Annotated in this window: 2 protein-coding genes; both read left to right on the top strand. The window is 34.7% G+C overall.

The window, feature by feature from the left end:
* The first annotated feature begins 456 nt into the window (after positions 1 to 456).
* The gene (locus HU235_RS10390) at positions 457 to 2,067 is read left to right on the top strand and encodes an extracellular solute-binding protein (protein ID WP_174880175.1); all 1,611 of its coding nucleotides are present in this window, start codon (positions 457 to 459) and stop codon (positions 2,065 to 2,067) included.
* 157 nt (positions 2,068 to 2,224) lie between these two features.
* A partial coding sequence (locus HU235_RS10385; protein ID WP_174880176.1) for an ABC transporter permease occupies positions 2,225 to 3,089 on the top strand: 865 nt, incomplete at its 3' end.

Here is a 3,089-nt window from a genome sequence, read left to right as displayed (position 1 = left end):
CAATGACAAAAACCTAGAAAGTCTAACAAAAGGATATGCGCTGTCTTCAGATGATGGTGTATATTTTTTTTTATTAAATTTGATTAAATTTTACTATTTTTATAAAGAAGGAATGCCTGAACAAAATCTTGAAATTAAAGCGTTTGTGAAAGCAGTTAAATAGATATTTTAGTATTTTATGATTGAGTTTTAAATAAAATGAACTTTTGCAGTTAAGTACAGTAAAAATAGAAAAATACAAAAAAAAGATATGTTTTCTAAGGAATTGTGAATTCTCTTCAATACAAGCAGTAGCGTAATATAGGATTTAACAGAGAGTTAAATGAAAATTATGAAATGTCAAGCAATTTGCTCAAAGGGAGATGTTTTTGGGAGGAGTAGTTATTTTGCATGTAATTGTAAGGGGTTGCATAATAACTATTTCGATAGAAAAGTAGAGTAAAAGGGGAGTGTAGGATGAAAAGAATTTCGAAGATTGCCTTCAGCGTTTTTCTATGTTCTGCTCTAGCGTTAGCTGGTTGTAACAATAATGCTGAAACTGTTGAAAAAACTGATGATGGTAAGGTTGTATTAAAAGCACTTATTACGAAACACCCTTTAACACAGGAGCTTGATAAAATGGAGTGGCTCCAAGAGGCAGAAGAAAGAGCCGGTGTAGAAATTAAATGGGAAGAGGTTACAGCGGATTGGGACCAAAAAAAAGGAACAATGCTAGCTGCTGGGGATGTGCCTGATTTAATTGTCGGTCCCAATGCAATTACGGATGCTGACTTTGTGAAATTTACAGGGCTATTCCAAGATATGACAGAATTAATAGATGAGCATGCGCCGAATGTTAAAAAGATGTTTGAGGAGAAACCAGAATTAAAAGCGCTTTCAACGCAAAAGGATGGAGAGATTTTTGGTTTACCGAAATATCAACGTTTCTGGCCGGAAACTTCAACTAGACAATTTATTAATAAACAATGGTTAGATAATCTTGGATTAGAGATGCCAACAAATTGGGATGAATTATATGATGTGCTTGTAGCATTTAAAGAAGAGGATGCAAATGGGAATGGCGATCCAAATGATGAAATTCCGATGGACTTTTCTCCAACGGGTACATTAGGATTTGGTCAATTCCAACCTACCGTATTACTTGGGAGCCTTGGAATTACATTAACAGACGCTAGTGGTGATGGTGTATTTTTAGAGGATGGTAATGTGAAAAACTTCCTCATTGATGAGCGATATAAAGAGGTTGTTTCTTTCTTAAATAAATGTTGGGAAGCAGGTTTAATAAATAAAGAAGTGTTTACTCAAGACTATACAAAATATCAATCAGTGGCCCGTGGGGATGGAGAAACAGCTAAAGTCGGTTATACATATGGCTGGGAAGTGACGGATCGATTTGGTAACACATTAGCACCACAATATGAATCAATGGCACCGTTAAAGGCTTCTGCTGACTCAACAGAAGAAGCATCCTGGAGCTATGATTATAATATGCTCAACTACGGAGTGAATTTTATTCAAATGTCCTCGACAAGTAAAAATAAAGAAGCAGCAATGAAATTTATTAATGAACTCTATGACCCGACAGTAAGTATGCAAGTTTTATTTGGTTCATTAGGAACGAATATAGCTGAAAATGAAGATGGTTCTTATTCTGTCTTGCCTCCACAGGATGAAAGCATGGACCCAGGTACTTGGAAGTGGACGACAACATGGGCGGATAATGGACCAATGTATATTTCAGATTCACTAAATTTAACACTTGGCACTGACATGCAATCTGTAGGGGAGCAAACGAAGCCATTAGAGGTTGCATTTAATTCAATCGATAAGGAAAAGGATGTCCTACCTCGTATGTTCTTTAAATATACCGATGAGGATAATAATGCTCTTAGCTTAACAAATACAGAAGTAATGAATTTAGCAATGGCTAAATATTCTGAGTGGATTACAAAAGGTGGTATTGAAGAGCAATGGGATGGTTATGTGAAGGAGCTCAAGAAAATTGGGATTGAAAAAAATACAGAGATTATTCAAAAATATTACGATGAATATATGAAGAATAAGTAATTTAACCGTGAGGATGTTGAATAGGAGATAAGCCCCTCTAAAAAATGGCTTTTTGAGTCTGGAGGGGTATACTCCTTCCTTCATCGTTTATGAAAGGAGATGATCCTAAATGACCTTGTTAAACTCTCAAACAAAAAAAGCAAATCATGCTCCGAGCATGACAATTGAAAAAAAGCCGACAATTTTTAATACATTTAAACGAGATTATCAATTATGGCTAATGATTCTTCCAGCGATAATCATCGTGATTATTTTTAACTATATTCCTATGTATGGTGTTCAATTAGCCTTTAGGGAATATGACTTTACAAAAGGATTAACTGGGGGAGAATGGGTAGGATTAAAATATTTCCAGCAATTCATTGAAAGTCATATGTTTACGGATTTGTTAAGTAATACGCTTTTTATTAGCTTGAGTACAATTATTTTAGGATTTCCTGCTCCGATTATTTTAGCATTACTGATTAATCAAATTAAATGGAGGAAGGGAAAACGGATTCTACAAACAACAGTGTATTTGCCGCATTTTATTTCAATCGTTGTTGTTGTTGGATTATTAAATGTTTTACTTTCTCCGAATACCGGGATTATTGGTCATTTATTGAATGCGCTTGGGTTTAAGGATTTGAATTTATTAGCATCACCATCTACTTTTGTTCCAGTTTATGTCTTATCAGATATATGGCAGCATGTCGGCTGGAACAGTATTATTTATTTAGCTGCACTATCAAGTGTTGATCCGCAGTTATATGATTCTGCGAAGATAGATGGAGCGAATAGATGGCAAATTATTCGTAATGTAGAAATACCGGCGATCATCCCAACGATTATTATCCTACTTATCCTTAATATGGGATCTATTATAAGCACAGGATTTGAGAAAATCTTTTTAATGCAAAATCCGTTGAATTTACCGGTTTCAGAGGTTATTGAAACATACGTGTACAAAATTGGGATTATTTCAAATCAATTCAGTTATGCAGCAGCAATTGGATTATTTAATACCGTCATCAATTTCATTC

This window comes from Metabacillus niabensis, assembly GCF_902829255.1.
Lineage (GTDB): Bacteria > Bacillota > Bacilli > Bacillales > Bacillaceae > Metabacillus > Metabacillus niabensis.
This window is presented reverse-complemented; position numbering and strand designations above follow the sequence as displayed.

Bases quoted from the DNA above. Each gene is read 5' to 3' on its own strand.
- HU235_RS10390 (WP_174880175.1), top strand. From the start codon at position 457: ATGAAAAGAATTTCGAAGATTGCCTTCAGCGTTTTTCTATGTTCTGCT.